At 38.0% G+C, this 16829-nt stretch carries 18 protein-coding genes and 2 pseudogenes; 16 read left to right on the forward strand and 4 right to left on the reverse strand.

Translation table 11 applies throughout. The features are described from left to right. Positions 1–511 precede the first annotated feature (511 nt). Complete coding sequence (locus HT693_RS03520) at positions 512–712, reverse strand: hypothetical protein (protein WP_001084631.1); 201 nt, start codon at positions 710–712, stop codon at positions 512–514. A gap of 177 nt (positions 713–889) precedes the next feature. On the opposite strand from HT693_RS03520, the gene rpsP reads away from it, so the two are divergent. The 7 genes and pseudogenes from rpsP (at position 890) to HT693_RS03555 (ending at position 4394) form a co-directional block, all read left to right on the forward strand. Further along, the gene (gene rpsP / locus HT693_RS03525) at positions 890–1162 is read left to right on the forward strand and encodes a 30S ribosomal protein S16 (RefSeq protein WP_000268761.1); all 273 of its coding nucleotides are present in this window, start codon (positions 890–892) and stop codon (positions 1160–1162) included. A 19-nt stretch (positions 1163–1181) separates the two neighbouring features. Continuing rightward, complete coding sequence (gene kphA / locus HT693_RS03530) at positions 1182–1421, forward strand: RNA-binding protein KphA (RefSeq protein WP_000379621.1); 240 nt, start codon at positions 1182–1184, stop codon at positions 1419–1421. Positions 1422–1605: 184 nt separating this feature from the next. Continuing rightward, positions 1606–1855 (forward strand): annotated as a pseudogene (locus tag HT693_RS11865) (MazG nucleotide pyrophosphohydrolase domain-containing protein); the annotation flags it as partial. 142 nt (positions 1856–1997) lie between these two features. Then, positions 1998–2786: an alpha/beta hydrolase gene (locus HT693_RS03540; RefSeq protein WP_000819188.1), complete on the forward strand. Its 789-nt coding sequence runs from the start codon at positions 1998–2000 to the stop codon at positions 2784–2786. Positions 2787–2816: 30 nt separating this feature from the next. Continuing rightward, the gene (rimM, locus tag HT693_RS03545; protein WP_001105891.1) at positions 2817–3335 is read left to right on the forward strand and encodes a ribosome maturation factor RimM; all 519 of its coding nucleotides are present in this window, start codon (positions 2817–2819) and stop codon (positions 3333–3335) included. Next, positions 3325–4044, forward strand: coding sequence for a tRNA (guanosine(37)-N1)-methyltransferase TrmD (gene trmD, locus HT693_RS03550; protein ID WP_000686912.1), 720 nt, complete (start codon positions 3325–3327; stop codon positions 4042–4044). Before rimM ends, trmD begins: the two co-directional genes overlap by 11 nt. A gap of 11 nt (positions 4045–4055) precedes the next feature. Beyond that, complete coding sequence (locus HT693_RS03555) at positions 4056–4394, forward strand: ATP cone domain-containing protein (protein ID WP_001196048.1); 339 nt, start codon at positions 4056–4058, stop codon at positions 4392–4394. A gap of 64 nt (positions 4395–4458) precedes the next feature. Here HT693_RS03555 and HT693_RS03560 read toward each other — a convergent pair whose 3' ends face one another. After that, a complete protein-coding gene (locus HT693_RS03560) occupies positions 4459–4746 on the reverse strand; it encodes a hypothetical protein (protein WP_172924845.1) in 288 nt (95 codons plus the stop codon). Between the two features lie 98 nt (positions 4747–4844). Between HT693_RS03560 and HT693_RS03565 the strand changes: the two genes are divergently transcribed. Further along, entirely contained in the window at positions 4845–5060 is a 216-nt protein-coding gene (locus HT693_RS03565; RefSeq protein ID WP_000807422.1) for a YdbC family protein, read from the forward strand. A 189-nt stretch (positions 5061–5249) separates the two neighbouring features. Here HT693_RS03565 and HT693_RS03570 read toward each other — a convergent pair whose 3' ends face one another. Continuing rightward, positions 5250–5786: a biotin transporter BioY gene (locus HT693_RS03570; protein ID WP_050208036.1), complete on the reverse strand. Its 537-nt coding sequence runs from the start codon at positions 5784–5786 to the stop codon at positions 5250–5252. Positions 5787–6195: 409 nt separating this feature from the next. Here HT693_RS03570 and HT693_RS12355 point away from each other — a divergent pair. From HT693_RS12355 to HT693_RS03590, 4 genes and pseudogenes are all read left to right on the forward strand, one after another. Then, positions 6196–6553: pseudogene (locus HT693_RS12355) on the forward strand (hypothetical protein). A 65-nt stretch (positions 6554–6618) separates the two neighbouring features. Further along, positions 6619–8601, forward strand: a complete 1983-nt coding sequence (locus tag HT693_RS03580; protein WP_138705116.1) for an ABC transporter permease — start codon at positions 6619–6621, stop codon at positions 8599–8601. Next, positions 8598–9221: an ATP-binding cassette domain-containing protein gene (locus HT693_RS03585; protein WP_000151029.1), complete on the forward strand. Its 624-nt coding sequence runs from the start codon at positions 8598–8600 to the stop codon at positions 9219–9221. Before HT693_RS03580 ends, HT693_RS03585 begins: the two co-directional genes overlap by 4 nt. Next, positions 9218–9718 (forward strand): hypothetical protein, encoded by a 501-nt coding sequence (locus HT693_RS03590; protein ID WP_000727307.1) that lies wholly within the window; start codon positions 9218–9220, stop codon positions 9716–9718. The genes HT693_RS03585 and HT693_RS03590 overlap by 4 nt, the downstream gene beginning before the upstream one ends. Before the next feature lie 165 nt (positions 9719–9883). On the opposite strand, the gene gor is transcribed toward HT693_RS03590, so the two are convergent. Further along, positions 9884–11230 carry a glutathione-disulfide reductase gene (gor, locus tag HT693_RS03595; RefSeq protein ID WP_138704935.1) on the reverse strand — a complete coding sequence of 449 codons (1347 nt, stop codon included), beginning with the start codon at positions 11228–11230 and terminating at the stop codon, positions 9884–9886. A gap of 287 nt (positions 11231–11517) precedes the next feature. Between gor and HT693_RS03600 the strand changes: the two genes are divergently transcribed. The 4 genes from HT693_RS03600 to metG all read left to right on the forward strand — a co-directional run bounded on the left by HT693_RS03600 (position 11518) and on the right by metG (position 16778). Further along, complete coding sequence (locus HT693_RS03600) at positions 11518–12711, forward strand: efflux RND transporter periplasmic adaptor subunit (protein WP_023938311.1); 1194 nt, start codon at positions 11518–11520, stop codon at positions 12709–12711. Then, positions 12695–13396, forward strand: coding sequence for an ABC transporter ATP-binding protein (locus HT693_RS03605; RefSeq protein WP_000811473.1), 702 nt, complete (start codon positions 12695–12697; stop codon positions 13394–13396). The genes HT693_RS03600 and HT693_RS03605 overlap by 17 nt, the downstream gene beginning before the upstream one ends. 1 nt (position 13397) lies before the next feature. Then, positions 13398–14657: an ABC transporter permease gene (locus tag HT693_RS03610; protein ID WP_001180416.1), complete on the forward strand. Its 1260-nt coding sequence runs from the start codon at positions 13398–13400 to the stop codon at positions 14655–14657. 123 nt (positions 14658–14780) lie between these two features. Then, positions 14781–16778, forward strand: coding sequence for a methionine--tRNA ligase (metG, locus tag HT693_RS03615; protein WP_050208047.1), 1998 nt, complete (start codon positions 14781–14783; stop codon positions 16776–16778). The last annotated feature ends 51 nt before the right edge of the window (positions 16779–16829 follow it).

Below are 16829 nucleotides of genomic sequence, written 5' to 3' on the forward strand. Positions count from 1 at the left end.
AACTATTCCCCTATTTAGAATCTATTAATTCATATTTTATAAATTAATTAGTAGATATCTTTTTTAAAATCCTTGATATTTCGCTGTTTTTAGTCTAATTGAAATCTATACTTTCCAAACCAGATCTTAAGAAAGCTCGTAAAGCTAGCCAGTTCTCTAAAGGTTAAGAACTAGCTACAATACAGTATTTACAACACTTTATACTCAATGAAAATCAAAGAGCAAACTAGGAAGCTAGCCGCAGGTTGTTCAAAGAACTGCTTTGAGGTTGTAGATAAGACTGACGAAGTAAGTAACCATACCTACGGCAAGACGACGTTGACGTGGTTTGAAGAGATTTTCAAAGAGTATTATGGTTCACACCATGGGGTGTTTTTTGATGATTTTAAGCAAAATTCATACCATTTAATTGAAAGTTATTTAAATTAGATGAAAATTTGTTTTCTGAAAAAGTGGGAAAACATTGATTTTAAGCGAATTTTGAATCATATTCGAATGGGAGTTTTTAAAATCATGTTTCGGTGGTAAAAGTTCCAAACTGTATTCTCCATAGTAGAATGATATCACCTGCCAGCGAATCATCTGCCAATAAGTCCATATTTCGTTTGGGAACGGGCTTAGGATTTAGGAGCCAAGCATCCAAATCACGTTCAGGAGAGATGAAGGGTTTGACTTGGTGTTCTTTATAAAATATTTCTAAAATACTATTCACGGATAGCCTCTTTCAAACATTTATTTCCTACTTCTAACAAATTTCTAAATGGTTTAAAAATTTTATAGTCTGTCAAGTTTTTTTCTTGACACCTGTTAGAAATCTGCTATAATAGAACATGTGCTAAATAGCTCAGCTATTTCACCGAAATAAAAAATAAGAAAAGAGACTTTAAAAATGGCAGTTAAAATCCGTTTGACTCGTATGGGTTCTAAGAAAAAACCTTTCTACCGTATCAACGTAGCAGATTCACGTTCACCACGTGACGGACGTTTCATCGAAACAGTTGGAACTTACAACCCACTTGTTGCTGAAAACCAAGTAACTTTGAAAGAAGACCGCGTTCTTGCATGGTTGGCTAATGGAGCTCAACCTTCAGACACAGTACGTAACATCCTTTCAAAAGAAGGCGTATTGAAAAAATTCCACGATTCTAAATTTTCAAAATAAGTTTAAAGTAGGTTGACAGATGGATACGATTGAAAATCTCATTATTGCGATTGTGAAACCCTTAATTTCACAACCAGATGCCTTAACTATCAAGATTGAGGATACACCAGAATTTTTGGAATATCATTTGAATCTTGATCAAAGCGATGTGGGTCGTGTAATCGGTCGTAAGGGTCGCACTATTTCTGCGATAAGAACGATTGTCTACTCTGTCCCAACTGAATACAAAAAAGTAAGAATCGTTATTGACGAAAAATAAGAAGGGCGGGACGGATGTCTCGCTTTTTTGCGAGGAATAGAAGATGAAATATTTAACGTTTAGACAATTACAAGACTAGTTATACTCAATGAAAATCAAAGAGCAAACTAGGAAGCTAGCCGCAGGCTGTACTGGAGTACGGCAAGGTGAAGCTGACGTAGTTTGAAGAGATTTTCGAAGAGTATTACTCGAACATTACCAGTAGTCTCGAACTGAGGAAGGTCTTTTTATCAAGCTAGTGGAGGAAGTCGGAGAAGTAGCCGAGGTTTTGAATAGGCGCTCTGGTCGAAAAGAAGGGATAGGATTCGAACGAGGAACTTGCCAGAGAACTGACTGATATCATTCACTACACCGTCGCAATCGTCGCCATCAACCATATTGACCTTACCAAGACTATCTTTGAGAAAGATAAGACTGCAGCCATTAAGTACTAACATGAACGTGATTTGGAAGGATTTTTGAAGGTGAAGGAGAATTGATGTCCTCTTCCTCCAACTTGAGAAAATCCTTGAAACATGATAAAATAAAGGATAAGGACTTTTAATAATTCATTATATAGAATGAGTGGATTTCTTTATGAAGAGGTTTGAAGTATCTACAGAAATTGGTAGTCTCTCTGTTACTTATCAAAAGCAAAAGAAAGTGCTAATTTGTCTAAACGGAGCAGGTTTGCTACCAAGTTATGAAAATTTTTCACTTATACTCGAAAAACTTCCGTCCACAATTGGTTATTTGACAATTGATTTTCCGAACACAGGTAGAAGTCCGATTCATGACCAAGCTGGAAAAAATCTGGATAATCTTGCAGATGCAGTTTATGAAGTACTTGAAGAATTGGTGATTTCTGAATATATACTTTGTGTACATAGTTTGAGTGGAATTTTAGCTTGCAAATTGCTCAACAAACCAATTAAGTGTCAGGCTTTAGTAGCAATTGAACCGACAACTAAAAACGTCATGTTTGCTGATTTTTCAGAAAATCCTTATCCAGAAATGGAAGAGCAGATGAGGCTGATTGATGAGTGTGGTCCTGAACTTTATTTTAAGAACTTAACTCAAGCAACATTTAGTCCTGAAACGAATAAAGAAATCTGGGAAATAATGCAAGAAAAAGGTTCAGAGTTGGAAAATCAAGATCCAGGATTTCAGATATCTGGAGAGATTACTGAGGAAGATTTTGAGGATGTATCAATACCAGATTGTATCCCTGTATTTGTTTTTTGTCAGCCTTACAGAGAAAAAGAGTACAGAGAATCAGAATATTGGACTTCCAATGCTAGACTCATTTTAGGAGGGAATCACCATTATTTACAGTGGTCTGAATCCGAAAAAATTGCGACTATTATTCGAGAATTGTCAGAATAAGATGGAAAGAAGGAGACTACAGGAGACAAGATGAACTACTTTAATGTTGGGAAAATCGTCAATACGCAAGGGTTGCAGGGTGAGATGCGAGTCTTGTCTGTGACGGATTTTGCAGAAGAACGGTTTAAAAAAGGGGCTGAGCTAGCTTTGTTTGATGAAAAAGATCAGTTTGTTCAAACAGTGACCATTGCTAGCCACCGTAAACAGAAGAACTTTGACATTATTAAATTCAAAGATATGTACCATATCAACGCTATCGAAAAGTACAAGGGATACAGTCTCAAGGTCGCTGAGGAAGATTTAAACGATTTAGACGATGGTGAATTTTATTATCACGAGATTATCGGTTTGGAAGTCTATGAGGGTGATAATTTGATTGGAACCATCAAGGAAATCCTGCAACCAGGTGCTAACGATGTCTGGGTGGTCAAGCGAAAAGGCAAGCGTGACTTGCTCTTGCCTTATATCCCACCAGTGGTTCTCAATGTTGATATTCCAAATAAACGGGTCAACGTGGAAATCTTAGAAGGGTTAGACGATGAAGATTGATATTTTAACCCTCTTTCCAGAGATGTTTTCTCCACTGGAGCACTCAATCGTTGGAAAGGCTCGAGAAAAAGGGCTCTTGGATATCCAGTATCATAATTTTCGAGAAAAGGCTGAAAAGGCCCGTCACGTCGATGATGAACCATATGGAGGCGGTCAGGGGATGCTGCTCCGAGCCCAACCTATTTTTGATGCTTTTGATACTATTGAAAAAAAGAATCCGCGCGTGATTCTCCTTGATCCAGCTGGAAAGCAGTTTGATCAAGCCTATGCAGAGGATTTGGCTCAAGAGGAAGAGTTAATCTTTATCTGTGGGCACTACGAGGGTTATGATGAGCGCATTAAGATTTTGGTGACAGATGAGATCTCCCTGGGAGACTATGTCTTGACTGGAGGAGAATTGGCGGCCATGACTATGATTGATGCTACGGTACGCCTGATTCCAGAAGTGATTGGCAAGGAGTCTAGCCACCAAGATGATAGTTTTTCTTCTGGCCTTCTCGAATACCCTCAATACACACGTCCCTATGATTATCGAGGAATGGTTGTGCCAGATGTATTGATGAGTGGTCACCATGAAAAGATTCGTCAGTGGCGCCTGTATGAGAGTTTAAAGAAAACCTATGAACGCAGACCAGATTTGCTTGAACATTATCAACTGACAGCAGAAGAAGAAAAAATGATGGCAGAAATCAAAGAAAACACAGAATAAAGGAGAAACCTATGCAAGTAATCAAACGTAATGGTGAAATTGCTGAATTTAATCCAGACAAGATTTACCAAGCCATCTTAAAGGCAGCCCAGACTGTCTATGTATTGACAGATGACTTGCGTCAAAATCTTGCTCAAGTCACTAAGAAAGTGGTTTTGGATTTGGAAGAGGCCAAGGTGGAACGTGCTACCATTAGCATGATTCAGTCTATGGTTGAACATCGTCTACTGGGTGCAGGTTACATTACCATTGCAGAACACTACATTTCCTATCGTCTACAACGTGACTTGGAAAGAAGTGGTTATGGAGATCATATCGCGGTTCATTTACATTTTGAACAAGTTCGCTAAGAAAAAAGAGTGGGATGAAGCAACTACATCTCACTCTTTCTTAAATCTATTTTTTTTGGGCTGTTTAGACGGTTGAAGGGACAAATCGCAGGCGTTGAATATCGCTTATGCGGATAATACGGCTTACATTTTTAGCAAAATTTTTAACTATAATTTGCTGTCCTTGCTGATTGTATTTGATGATGTCACCTGTAAAGCTTGTCTCAGACAAGATAAGGTGAACAGCAGTTTGTTTCTGGATAGCCTCTTCAATAGTGGCTGTAAGGGAGTTGCTTTCAGTCTGGTCAGGTTGGTCATGTCCATTTAAAAAGTCATGTATTTTACCTAGAACTTGCTGGAATTTATGTCTCATATTGGCCTCCCTTCTTTTATATCAATATTATATAAAATTTTCCTAAAATCTACAAGATTTTACGAATAATCAGATGAAAGCTAAAAAAGGAGAAGAAAATGGCAGAATTTACATTTGAAATCGAAGAGCACTTGTTGACTCTTTCTGAAAACGAAAAAGGTTGGACTAAGGAAATCAACCGTGTGAGCTTTAATGGAGCCCCTGCGAAGTTTGATATTCGTGCTTGGAGTCCAGATCATACTAAAATGGGCAAAGGGATTACTCTCTCCAATGAAGAATTTCAAACGATGGTGGATGCTTTTAAAGGTAACTAATACTCAATGAAAATCAAAGAGCAAACTAGGAAGCTAGCCGCAGGTTGCTCAAAGCACTGCTTTGAGGNNCGAAGTCAGTCACATATATAATCCAAGGTGAAGCTGACGTGTTTGAAGAAATTTTTGAAGAATATAAGTTTTCAAAATGAAAGAAAAGGATATTGAGTCATGGCAACTCGATATCCTTTTTTAGTTAGCGAAGTAAGCCTGATTTTTAAGGCGTTGAAGTAGTGGACGGCTAATAAAACTAATAGCTAGAAGTTTACCAAGGTCTGGGATAATAAAGGGAAGAACTCCCACAATAAGAGCTTTTTCAAATGCCATTCCAGCTAGAAAATGCAAGCTGAGAATCCCGCCGACAAAGACAAGGGCATCACCCAAGAGGTTTGCAAGAAAAATCGTGACAATACCACTCTCGCTGTTGGTTAGGGAAGAAGTAAGTCCAGAGTATACAAGATAAAACCAAAGATAGCCTGCAGTAGGGCCAACTAAAGCTTGAAAACCAGCTCCACCTCCTGCAAAGACAGGAAGACCGATAGCACCTAGAAGAAGATAGAGTCCAGCAGAAAGTACAGCCTCTCTCGGTCTAAAGACAGTAGCAATCAAGCCGATTGCAAAGTTTTGCAGAGTGAAGGGAACAGGTCCAACTGGAAGACTGATTTGTGCCAAAACAGCAATGAGAGCAGCCCCAATAGCAGGGATAGCATAAATGTGAGCTTTTTTCAAAATAGTTAACCTCTTTTCTGATGTATAGTAACTATTATACTCATAGAGGAATCATTGTCAACCAATTTTTTAAAACAAGGTAACAAAAACTGTAACGGCCGATTTTGCTTATTGGTTAAGTTGGATAATTTTTTTGTTGATTCGAAAATTGTCTGTATAGATAATCCTATTTTATTAATAAAAAATATACTAGTAAATATTTGACAAATTAAAAAATAAGTGTTATATTAAAAATGTAAACGGATGCATTTAGATGTGTTCAATTTTAAAAGGAGGGGTAGTTACGAGATATTTTAACGACTCTAGATACCATAACGGTGATTAAAAACCTAAATATAATCAATTCATATTAAAGTAATATGGAGGGACTAAAAAGGGGACTATTACTTAGTCTTCATCAAATATTTTAATCCAAGGAGAAGTAAAATTAAAAAAAAGAATTAATAAGAAAGCATCTGTTTTTCTAGCTGCAAGTGTTTTCAGTTTTAGCTTTGCTACTGCAGCTAGTGTTGTTAGTGCAACTACAGCACACCCTGCTCCAAGTCCCATTATTGATGTATGGCAGTATGGTGTAGATAATAGCTATGGTTATTCAAATTACTTTGTTAGTTCTCCAGATAATATTGGTTCAAAATTTTCAGTAACGAATTATTGGGGAACCGTTAAAGCTTACGATAAAAAAAGATTATGGATGGGCATATTCAAGTGCAACAAAATCTTGGAACGATGTTCGCTTAAATGCATATTGGGATTATTATAGATTTTAAAAATAATTTATGAAAACAGGAGACCCAATTATAAAATAGGGTCTTTTGTAATATGGTAATTGCTTATGAAATTAAAATTATGTATCATTGGATTCTTCTTTTGTTTGATTGCTACAATTGGACTGGTCACTATTAGTGATACCGAAATCCCCATACCTTTACCAATTGATGGTGCTTTTTCTATCCAAGGAAAAAGTAATCTTTCTAATAACGAAATATACGAAATGGTTCGTGACTTATCAAAAACGGAAAAGGTTACCATTTACAAGCCAATCGTTCAGAGTTCGGGTCAGTTGAAGTATGTAAATTTTGATGATGTAAATAATGAACAATTAAAGTCAGCACCAATAATAGGGATGTATTATACCCTTGGGAAAATGGATGTAGATAGTTTGAAACCACTTACGATGACGGGGCTGCAAACAGTCTATATGGCTTATCCTTGGTATATAGGAGGAATATTACAATTCACTGGAACTTTAAGAATACTGTTAATGGGTTCAATTTACTTAACTTTATTAGTTGTTTTATTTGTTGTTAGGACGAGGCAGATCAAAGAAGGAGTGATACGACGTTCTTTGGGCTTGACTGTATACGATCTAAGAAGAGAGTATGGCATTTCTCTTATTTTTGAACTGATTATGATGGCTTTATTGATGATTTCTTACAGTTCTTTTTTGGGAAATGGTTTCTTCACTTATAGTTCTAAGTTATTTTTCTCTCTGCTTTTAACGAATTTTATACTATTTCAAATCATTGATCTCATTACCTTTGTTTTATTTTGGTTGACGATTCAGATTGAAAAGCCCATTGAAATTATCAAAAACAAGGCAAAAAACAAGCTTATTTTTGTCGTATGGCTTGCTATTATTTCGATTATTATCCTTGTCTCAGGAGTTTTTTTACAAGAAACAAAGAGTAGTCAATCTAGTATGAACATACAAATACAGAATTTAGTACCGTGGGACACAGTAAAAGACTGGAGAAGGATTGAGTTCCTTGGAATTGAAAGTAACTCTGCTAAAAATGGAGAAGTTAGTGATTCAGATGGTCAGTATCTACAGATAGTTGCTGCCTTAAAAAACTTAGATTTCTTATATATTGAACGATCTTCGGCATATGTTCCAGATTTTATGAAAACATCTCATGTTTTAGAAGACTTTTCTAAACAATTAGAAAATGACGGAATAACGAATCCAGAAATAAATAAAGAGTTGATTTATATTAATCAAACAGGTGCTAACCTACAAAATAAAGTGAATGGAACAAACTATCATCTTTTAGATAATAAGATAGCAACCATTTATATTCCTGAGAAGTGGAAAGAAAACCAGAAATCTATTGAGAATACAGTTGTAGCAGAACAATTTATTGGAACAAACTATACAAAAGAACAGCTTGCAGTACAAATAATTCCTGATGGGGAAAAAATTTTTTATTTTAATGAGGATGCTGATAATAATCTTAAAATGAAAGATATTTTACCGCTGGCAAATGTAGCAGATAGCAAAGATAATATAGTTGTTGTGTTAGATACGGACAAAATGATGGAAAATAATAAGTTTTCTTTGGCTAGTAACATACTATATAAATCTCTTTTTAGTCCTGAAGCGGTAAAAAAAATAAATGAGATGACTGTCCCGTTGAATTTCTCAATGAATCCAGTAGATGTTTACCAAATTGTGAAATTAAAGATTCAATCCTTAGAGCACCAAATTCTACTATCACAAATCTTGCAGAAGATAATTTACAGTATTGTCTTTATACTCATTTATCAATATGTCCAACTTTTTATTACTCTAAAACAGAATGAATATGTGAAAAAAATCATTTTGGGTCTGTCAAAAACATATATAGCAATTTCAAGTCTCAAATATTTTATGATGACTATTACAATGGTTATTCTATTTACATTTCTTATGACAGGGCAAATAGAGTTGCTATATATTGGAGCGGCTTCTCTGCTAGTTTTGATGTTGTCAATCATAATGAGTTTTAGAAAATTATCTGAAAGCTACACTAAAATTTTAAAAGGAGATGAATCATGACAATTGACCTTTTGAACGTTTCAAAAAGTTTCGGCTCAAAGAAGATCTTTACAGACTTAAATTTAATATTTGAATCTGGAAAAAGCTATGCATTGATTGGAGGTTCTGGCTCCGGTAAAAGTACCCTTCTTAATATTATAGGAAGATTAGAAAAAATTGACAGTGGGAATGTTTTAGTTGATAAACAAGATATTTGGAAGATAAAAGAAAGAACTTTTTTTAAAAATACTGTTGGATATGTATTTCAGAATTATTCTTTAATAGATAACAAAACAGTATATGATAATCTGAGCCTTATCACTAAAGACAAAAAAACAATAACTGACGTACTTGAAAAAGTAGGACTGTCAAGTGACTATTTACACCAAAAAATATATGAATTGTCTGGAGGGCAGGCTCAACGTGTAGCTATTGCCAGAATGTTAATGAAACCACGTAAAATTATCTTAGCAGATGAACCTACAGGAGCTTTAGATGGTGAGATTGGAAAAGAAATTATTCGTTTACTATTGAATGAAACAGCTGAAGATAAATATGTCATTATAGCGACACATGATCCAGCTGTCTATAACGAAGTTGATGTGATAATTGACATGAAAGATATAGGGTATAAGGTATGAAAAAGAAAATTTATATTGCTTTGATCTTTGTAACTGGGGTACTCGCCATTTTCTTTTTTGGAAAACAAATGATTACAAAAGAAAATATCAATAAGCCAACGGTAGAGTTAACAATCTATACGCTTTCTTCTAGTGATACAGAAAAATGGAATAAAGTGAGACAAGTAGAAACGGAAGAAGCTATATACTTCATAACTGTGAAAGAAGTATCATCTTCAGAAGAAGTATTTTCAAACATCATTGCAAATGGAGCTGCTACAGGGTTCGGAGTTCGTGAAGAAGAAGTGAAGAAATTCAATAATGGTTTAGGAGACACCATAGAGGACTCTAAGCATAATAAACTAATTGAAATAGAATTTTTTACTTTTTCTGATGATGGCGCGGGATTTGTGGTAGCAAACTTTGACTACGGTAAAGAAGAGTTGAATTCTCAGAAAAAAGATATAAAAGAATTATATAAAAAAATATATGAATCTTTTAAAGAAAAGAATAAATGATTGTATTATAATCCTTGTATTTTGCTATGGTTTGTTAATTGATTTTTGCATATCTTACTTCAACATATTATAAAATAAAACATAAGAAAACGAGTATCTCCAACTACGGAAATACTCGCTTTTTGATATTTAGAAGTGTTTTTTGCTTTGCTTCTTTTGTTTCGATTAACGCATGGTTACAAATTCTTCAGATGCAGTTGGGTGAATTGCCACAGTTGCATCAAAGTCAGCCTTGGTTGCTCCCATTTTGATAGCAACGGCAAATCCCTGAATCATTTCATCAACGCCGTAGCCAATTCCATGAAGTCCGACAACTTTTTCTTCTGAACCAGCTGTTATGAGTTTGAAACGGGATTCTTGACGGTTGCGAGTGCAAGCAGAGTACATAGATGCAAAGCTTGATTTATAAACCTTGATTTGGTCTTGACCGTATTCTTTAATAGCTTGCTCTTCTGTCAAACCAACAGTTCCGATAGCAGGGTGTGAAAAGACAACAGTTGGAATAGTTGAGTAATCCATTTTTGCAGTAGTTTTTCCGTTAAAGAGACGTTCAGATAGGGTACGTCCGGCCTTGATTGCAACTGGAGTCAGTTCTTTCTCGCCCGTTACATCACCTAGAGCATAGATTCCCTCAACAACAGTATTTTGGTATTCATCCACTTGGATAAAGCCACGTTCGTTCAGAGTCACTCCAGCTTTTTCAAGTTGCAATCCCTTAACGTTTGGACGGCGGCCTGTAGCCCAGATAACTTGGCTAGCTGTGTGACTAGTACCATCTTCGAAATGAATGGTAATGCCGTCAGCAGTTTTTTCTAACTTGGCAGGGACTTTGTGAGTATGAAGTGGTAAGTTTGTTCTTTCCATTTCCTTGACCAAACCTTCAACGATGTAGGAATCAAAACCACGTAAAGGACGATCGCGGCGAACAAAGAGGTCTGTCTTGACACCAAAAGTGTGGAGTACGCCAGCCAATTCAACGGCAATATAACCCGCGCCTAGAATAGCAACTGACTCTGGAAGTTCTTCCCAGGCAAATACATCATCAGAAGAGCCACCTAGCTCAGCACCAGGAATATTAGGAATACTTGGATGGGCACCTGTAGCAATCACGATATGTTTAGCACGAATCAGTTCACCATTTACGCTGACAGTATGAGAATCTACAAATTCAGCATGACCTTCGATCAGCTCTACGCCGTTGCGTTTAAAACTGCCATCATAAGAAGAACGAGCGCGATCAATGTAGGCTTCACGATTGCGACGTAGGGTTGCAAAGTCAAAGTTAAGATCAGTAGTCTTAAAGCCGTAGTCTTCTCCAAATTGATGGAAAGTCTCAGCGATTTGCGCCCCGTACCACATGATTTTTTTAGGAACACAGCCGACGTTGACGCAGGTTCCACCTAATTTCTTTTCCTCAATAACGGCCGCTTTGGCTCCGTGTTCACCAGCACGGTTCATGGTAGCAATTCCTCCGCTACCTCCACCGATAGCAATGATATCGTATTCTCTCATTGAAAACTCCTTTGTACTCTTTTAAATAGTCGAGTGTCATTTTTTGATAGTCATATTCTATCTTTTTTTTGATTTGATTGCAAAAATCTGCTACGCACAAAAAATTGCAAAAAAGCTTGCCAAATAAGTCAAGATAGTGTATCATATAACTAGTACAATAGAAAAGGAGGGTTTCCGAACGATTGTTTAATCCTGAACTGTCATTATTTCCATCTGAACTGCATTGTTTGCTGGAGGGAAATTTGGTATAATAGCAAAGTATTGTAAAAAAGAAAAGGAGTTTCATTATGAAGAAAAAGAATGGTAAAGCTAAAAAGTGGCAACTGTATGCAGCCATCGGTGCTGCGAGTGTAGTTGTATTGGGTGCCGGGGGGATTTTACTCTTTAGACAACCCTCGCAAACCGCTGTAAAAGATGAACCTACTCATCTTGTTGTTGCCAAGGAAGGAAGCGTGGCATCCTCTGTTTTATTATCAGGAACAGTAACGGCAAAAAATGAACAATACGTTTATTTTGATGCTAGCAAGGGAGATTTAGACGAAATCCTTGTTTCTGTGGGGGATAAGGTCAGCGAAGGGCAGGCTTTAGTCAAGTACAGTAGTTCAGAAGCCCAGGCGGCCTATGATTCAGCGAGTCGAGCAGTTGCGAAGGCAGACCGTCATATCAACGAACTCAACCAAGCACGAAATGAAGCTGCTTCAGCTCCCCAGTTACCTGCACCAGCAGGAGGAGAAGATGTAACGGTGCAAAGTCCAACTCCAGTTGCTGGAAATTCTGTTGCTTCTATTGACGCTCAATTGGGTGATGCCCGTGATGCGCGTGCAGATGCTGCAGCGCAATTAAGCAAGGCTCAAAGTCAATTGGATGCAACAACTGTTCTCAGTACCCTAGAGGGAACTGTAGTCGAAGTCAATAGCAATGTTTCTAAATCTCCAACAGGGGCGAGTCAAGTTATGGTTCATATTGTCAGCAATGAAAATTTACAAGTCAAGGGAGAATTGTCTGAGTACAATCTAGCCAACCTTTCTGTAGGTCAAGAAGTAAGCTTTACTTCTAAAGTATATCCTGATAAAAAATGGACTGGGAAATTAAGCTATATTTCTGACTATCCTAAAAACAATGGTGAAGCAGCTAGTCCAGCAGCTGGGGCTAATACAGGTTCTAAATACCCTTATACTATTGATGTGACAGGCGAAGTTGGTGATTTGAAACAAGGATTCTCAGTAAGTGTTGAAGTCAAAAATAAGAGTAAAGCCATTTTGGTTCCTCTAACAAGTGTTGTGACTGAAAATGATAAGAACTATGTCTGGGTGCTTGACGAGCAGAAAAAGGCCAAGAAAGTGGAAGTTGGTTTGGGCAATGCTGATGCAGACAACCAAGAAATCACTTCAGGTCTGACAAATGGAGTCAAGGTCATCAGTAACCCAACGTCTTCCTTGGAAGAAGGAAAAGAGGTGAAGGCTGATGAAGCAACTAATTAGTCTAAAAAATATCTGCAGAAGCTATCGCAATGGTGACCAAGAACTGCAGGTTCTCAAAAACATCAATCTAGAAGTGAATGAGGGTGAATTTGTTGCCATCATGGGACCATCTGGTTCTGGGAAGTCCACTCTGATGAATACGATTGGCATGTTGGATACACCAACCAGTGGAGAGTATTATCTTGAAGGCCAAGAAGTGGCTGGACTGGGTGAAAAACAATTAGCCAAGGTTCGTAACCAACAAATCGGTTTTGTCTTTCAGCAGTTCTTTCTTCTATCGAAGCTCAATGCTCTGCAAAATGTAGAATTGCCCTTGATTTACGCAGGAGTTTCGTCTTCAAAACGGCGCAAGTTGGCTGAGGAGTATTTAGACAAGGTTGAATTGACAGAACGTAGTCACCATTTGCCTTCGGAATTATCTGGTGGTCAAAAGCAACGTGTGGCTATTGCTCGTGCCTTGGTAAACAATCCTTCTATTATCCTAGCGGACGAACCGACAGGAGCCTTGGATACCAAAACAGGGAATCAAATTATGCAACTATTGGTTGACTTGAACAAAGAAGGAAAAACCATTATCATGGTAACGCATGAGCCTGAGATTGCTGCCTATGCTAAACGTCAGATTATCATTCGAGATGGAGTCATTTCATCTGACAGTGCTCAGTTAGGAAAGGAGGAAAACTAAGATGCAGAATCTGAAATTTGCCTTTTCATCTATCATGGCTCACAAGATGCGTTCTTTGCTTACCATGATTGGGATTATTATCGGTGTTTCATCAGTTGTTGTGATTATGGCTTTGGGAGATTCCCTATCTCGTCAAGTTAATAAAGATATGACCAAATCTCAGAAAAATATTAGCGTCTTCTTCTCTCCTAAAAAAAGTAAAGATGGGTCTTTTACTCAGAAACAATCAGCTTTTACGGTTTCTGGAAAGGAAGAGGAAATTCCTGTTGAACCGCCAAAACCGCAAGAATCCTGGGTCCAAGAGGCAGCCAAACTCAAGGGAGTGGATAGTTACTATGTAACCAATTCAACGAATGCCATCTTGACCTATCAAGATAAAAAGGTTGAGAATGCTAATTTGACAGGTGGAAACAGAACTTACATGGACGCTGTTAAGAATGAAATTATTGCAGGTCGTAGTCTGAGAGAGCAAGATTTCAAAGAGTTTGCAAGTGTCATTTTGCTAGATGAGGAATTGTCCATTAGTTTATTTGAATCTCCTCAAGAGGCTATTAACAAGGTTGTAGAAGTCAATGGATTTAGTTACCGGGTCATTGGGGTTTATACTAGTCCGGAGGCTAAAAAGTCAAAAATATATGGGTTTGGTGGCTTGCCTATTACTACCAATATCTCCCTTGCTGCGAATTTTAATGTAGATGAAATAGCTAGTATTGTTTTTCGAGTGAATGATACCAGTTTAACCCCAACTCTGGGTCCAGAACTGGCACGAAAAATGACAGAGCTTGCAGGCTTACAACAGGGAGAATACCAGGTGGCAGATGAGTCCGTTGTATTTGCAGAAATTCAACAATCGTTTAGTTTTATGACGACGATTATTAGTTCCATCGCAGGGATTTCTCTCTTTGTTGGAGGAACTGGTGTCATGAACATCATGCTGGTTTCGGTGACAGAGCGCACTCGTGAGATTGGTCTTCGTAAGGCTTTGGGCGCAACACGTGCCAATATTTTAATTCAGTTTTTGATTGAATCCATGATTTTGACCTTGTTAGGTGGCTTAATTGGCTTGACAATTGCAAGTGGTTTAACTGCCTTAGCAGGTTTGTTACTGCAAGGTTTAATAGAAGGTATAGAAGTTGGAGTATCAATCCCAGTTGCCCTATTTAGTCTTGCAGTTTCGGCTAGCGTTGGTATGATTTTTGGGGTCTTGCCAGCCAACAAGGCATCGAAACTTGATCCAATTGAAGCCCTTCGTTATGAATAAGATCAACAAGATGGACACTCGTCTATCTTGTTTTTGTATGGATTTCCCTATCGAAATTCATTAAAAATGTGATATAATGAAGTGTTAGAAAAACAGGTTTCATTTGCCTGGAAAGGAAAAATTATGTCTGAAAAGAATTTTTATATTACAACGCCGATTTACTATCCATCTGGAAAACTGCATATCGGTTCTGCCTACACAACCATTGCTTGTGATGTCCTAGCACGTTACAAACGCCTGATGGGCTACGATGTCTTTTATTTGACAGGTCTTGATGAACATGGTCAGAAGATCCAGCAGAAAGCTGAAGAAGCTGGCATTACACCACAAGCCTATGTTGATGGGATGGCAGTTGGAGTCAAAGAACTCTGGAAATTACTAGATATCTCATACGATAAATTTATCCGTACAACTGATGACTACCATGAAAAAGTTGTCGCACAGGTCTTTGAACGCTTACTTGCTCAAGATGATATCTACTTGGGTGAATACTCTGGTTGGTATTCAGTATCAGACGAAGAATTCTTTACAGAAAGCCAACTGGCAGAAGTTTTCCGTGATGAAGCTGGAAATGTGACTGGTGGTATTGCTCCATCAGGTCACGAGGTTGAATGGGTATCCGAAGAATCATACTTCCTTCGCCTTAGCAAATACCAAGATCGTTTGGTCGAATTTTTCAAAGCTCATCCTGAATTTATCACTCCAGATGGTCGCCTTAATGAAATGCTACGCAACTTCATCGAGCCAGGTTTGGAAGATTTGGCGGTATCTCGTACAACCTTTACATGGGGAGTGCCTGTCCCATCAAATCCAAAACACGTTGTCTACGTTTGGATTGATGCCCTTCTTAACTATGCGACAGCTCTTGGCTACGGTCAAGACGAACATGGTAACTTTGACAAGTTCTGGAATGGAACAGTCTTCCACATGGTAGGAAAAGACATCCTTCGTTTCCACTCCATCTACTGGCCAGTCCTTCTTATGATGTTGGATGTTAAATTACCTGATCGTTTGATTGCCCATGGTTGGTTTGTCATGAAAGATGGTAAAATGTCTAAATCTAAAGGGAATGTCGTTTACCCTGAAATGTTGGTAGAGCGTTATGGACTAGATCCACTTCGTTACTACCTCATGCGTAGCCTTCCAGTTGGTTCAGATGGAACCTTCACTCCAGAAGACTATGTCGGCCGTATCAACTATGAATTGGCTAATGACCTTGGCAACCTCCTCAACCGTACGGTTTCTATGATTAACAAGTACTTTGATGGACAAATCCCTGCCTATGTAGAGGGCGTAACAGAGTTTGATAATGCTCTTGCTCAAGTAGCAGAGCAATCAATCGCTGACTACCATACACACATGGAAGCAGTTGACTACCCACGTGCGCTTGAAGCAGTCTGGACTCTTATCTCTCGTACTAATAAATACATCGACGAGACAGCTCCATGGGTCTTGGCTAAGGATGAAGCTCTTCGTGACCAATTAGCAAGTGTTATGAGCCACTTGGCAGCCAGCCTTCGTGTCGTCGCTCACTTGATTGAACCATTTATGATGGAAACTAGTCGTGCGGTTATGACTCAACTTGGCTTAGCAGAAGTTTCTAGTCTTGAAAACTTGAGTTTGGCTGCTTTCCCTGAGGGTGTAACAGTAGTTGCCAAAGGAACACCAATCTTCCCACGCCTGGATATGGAAGAAGAAATCGCCTATATCAAGGAACAAATGGAAGGCAACAAGCCAGCTGTCGAAAAAGAATGGAATCCAGACGAAGTCGAACTCAAACTAAGCAAGGATGAAATCAAGTTTGAAGACTTTGACAAGGTTGAAATCCGTGTCGCAGAAGTCAAAGAAGTTTCTAAAGTTGAAGGCTCTGATAAGTTGCTTCAATTCCGCTTGGATGCAGGTGATGGCGAAGACCGTCAAATTCTCTCAGGAATTGCAAAATACTATCCAAATGAACAAGAATTGGTCGGCAAGAAAGTTCAAATCGTTGCCAATCTCAAACCACGTAAAATGATGAAAAAATATGTCAGCCAAGGGATGATTCTCTCAGCTGAACATGATGGAAAATTAACCCTTCTCACAGTTGATTCAGCTGTACCAAATGGAAGTGTGATTGGGTAAAAGTATACAGGACTAGTTCATGCTAGTTCTGTTTTTTATTATGGCTTCAAG

Origin of the sequence: Streptococcus sp. 2154 (assembly GCF_013277255.1) — a bacterium.
Lineage (GTDB): Bacteria > Bacillota > Bacilli > Lactobacillales > Streptococcaceae > Streptococcus > Streptococcus pseudopneumoniae.

Excerpts from the sequence above, each read along its gene's own strand:
- HT693_RS03590 (WP_000727307.1), top strand. The coding sequence starts at position 9,218 with ATGAAAAAGAAAATTTATATTGCTTTGATCTTTGTAACTGGGGTACTC.
- HT693_RS03600 (WP_023938311.1), top strand. The coding sequence starts at position 11,518 with ATGAAGAAAAAGAATGGTAAAGCTAAAAAGTGGCAACTGTATGCAGCC.
- kphA (WP_000379621.1), top strand. The coding sequence starts at position 1,182 with ATGGATACGATTGAAAATCTCATTATTGCGATTGTGAAACCCTTAATT.
- HT693_RS03605 (WP_000811473.1), top strand. The coding sequence starts at position 12,695 with ATGAAGCAACTAATTAGTCTAAAAAATATCTGCAGAAGCTATCGCAAT.
- rimM (WP_001105891.1), top strand. The coding sequence starts at position 2,817 with ATGAACTACTTTAATGTTGGGAAAATCGTCAATACGCAAGGGTTGCAG.
- rpsP (WP_000268761.1), top strand. The coding sequence starts at position 890 with ATGGCAGTTAAAATCCGTTTGACTCGTATGGGTTCTAAGAAAAAACCT.
- metG (WP_050208047.1), top strand. The coding sequence starts at position 14,781 with ATGTCTGAAAAGAATTTTTATATTACAACGCCGATTTACTATCCATCT.
- HT693_RS03565 (WP_000807422.1), top strand. The coding sequence starts at position 4,845 with ATGGCAGAATTTACATTTGAAATCGAAGAGCACTTGTTGACTCTTTCT.
- HT693_RS03610 (WP_001180416.1), top strand. The coding sequence starts at position 13,398 with ATGCAGAATCTGAAATTTGCCTTTTCATCTATCATGGCTCACAAGATG.
- HT693_RS03585 (WP_000151029.1), top strand. The coding sequence starts at position 8,598 with ATGACAATTGACCTTTTGAACGTTTCAAAAAGTTTCGGCTCAAAGAAG.
- HT693_RS03555 (WP_001196048.1), top strand. The coding sequence starts at position 4,056 with ATGCAAGTAATCAAACGTAATGGTGAAATTGCTGAATTTAATCCAGAC.
- gor (WP_138704935.1), bottom strand. The coding sequence starts at position 11,230 with ATGAGAGAATACGATATCATTGCTATCGGTGGAGGTAGCGGAGGAATT.
- HT693_RS03580 (WP_138705116.1), top strand. The coding sequence starts at position 6,619 with ATGAAATTAAAATTATGTATCATTGGATTCTTCTTTTGTTTGATTGCT.
- HT693_RS03560 (WP_172924845.1), bottom strand. The coding sequence starts at position 4,746 with ATGAGACATAAATTCCAGCAAGTTCTAGGTAAAATACATGACTTTTTA.
- HT693_RS03540 (WP_000819188.1), top strand. The coding sequence starts at position 1,998 with ATGAAGAGGTTTGAAGTATCTACAGAAATTGGTAGTCTCTCTGTTACT.
- trmD (WP_000686912.1), top strand. The coding sequence starts at position 3,325 with ATGAAGATTGATATTTTAACCCTCTTTCCAGAGATGTTTTCTCCACTG.